This is a genomic window from Frankia sp. Hr75.2, assembly GCF_949319125.1.
GTDB lineage: Bacteria > Actinomycetota > Actinomycetes > Frankiales > Frankiaceae > Parafrankia > Parafrankia soli.
The window spans coordinates 1-1,357 of record NZ_CASGGV010000154.1 but is presented as its reverse complement, the minus strand read 5'-3'; the positions used below and the strand labels follow the sequence as shown (position 1 = coordinate 1,357).

Annotated in this window: 1 protein-coding gene; it reads left to right on the top strand. The window is 70.3% G+C overall.

Features of this window, described 5'->3' with window-relative positions; all coding sequences use genetic code 11:
- Positions 1-1,357: IS1182 family transposase (locus AC559T_RS12795; RefSeq protein WP_498868845.1), on the top strand; the 1,357-nt coding region annotated here is incomplete at both ends.

Here is a 1,357-nt window from a genome sequence, read left to right as displayed (position 1 = left end):
CAGTTGGCGTTGGCGCTGATCCTGCAGGCCTACACCGGTGTCTCCGACGACGAGGTGATCGAGGCGACGGTGATGGACCGGCGCTGGCAGCTGGTCCTGGACTGTCTGGACACCGACCGGCCCCCGTTCTCCAAGGGCACCCTGGTCGGCTTCCGCACCCGGATGATCGCTGCTGGGTGGGACCGGCGGCTGATCGAACGCACCATCGAGATCGCCACGGTGAGCGGGGGGTTCGGGCCGCGGGCGTTACGGGCGGCGTTGGACTCCAGCCCGCTGTGGGGTGCTGGCCGGGTCGAGGACACCCCGAACATGATGGGACACGCCCTGCGCAAGGCCCTGGGTGTGATCGCGGTCCAGCAGGGGTGGGGGCTGGCCGAGGGAACCACCGTCCTGGCCGGCCGGGTCGGCGCGCCGATCCTGACCGGATCCAGTCTCAAAGCCGCCCTGGACGCAGACTGGGACGACCCCGACCAGCGGGACCACGCGCTGGCGATGGTGCTGGCCGCACTGGACGCGGTGGAGACGTTCGTGACTGCCCAGCAGGACGTCCTCCCGGCGGCCGAGGCCGCCGTCGCGGTGGCCCGTCAGGTCCGCGACCAGGACATCGAGACCACTCCGGCCGGCGTGCCACGGCTGCGCCGCGGGGTGGCGCGCAACCGGCGGATCAGCGTGGAAGACCCGGACATGGCCCACGGCCGCAAATCCCGCTCCACCCTGATCGACGGATACAAACGCCACGTGGTCACCGACCTGGACACCGGGCTGGTCCCCGCAGTCGGGCTCACCCCCGCCAACGTTCCGGAAGCCACCGTGACCGACACGATCATCGACGACCTGGCCGCCGGGAACCTCACCCTCGCCGAGCTGCACATCGACCGGGCCTACCTGTCCTCCACCCTGGTCCGCGACCGCGACGAACACCTGGAGATCTTCTGCAAGGCCTGGCGGGTACGTAACACCACCGGCCGGTATGACAAGACCGCGTTCACCCTGGACTTCGACCATGGCCAGCTCACCTGCCCGGCCGGGACGGTCATGGCGTTCACCCCCGGCCGCACCGTCCGTTTCCCCGCACAGGTCTGCACCTCCTGCCCCCTGCACGACCGGTGCACCACCAGCAGCCGCGGGCGCAGCGTGAGCATCCACCCCGACGAAGCCCTCCTGGCTGAACTCCGCAAACGCCAGGCGACACCAACCGGCCGCGCCCGGCTACGCGAACGCACCAAGGTCGAACACACCCTCGCCCACGTCGGCCACTGGCAAGGCCGCCGCGCCCGCTACCACGGACAGCGCAAGAACCTGTTCGACCTACGCCGCACCGCCGTCGTCCACAACCTCCACGTCATCGCCCACCACA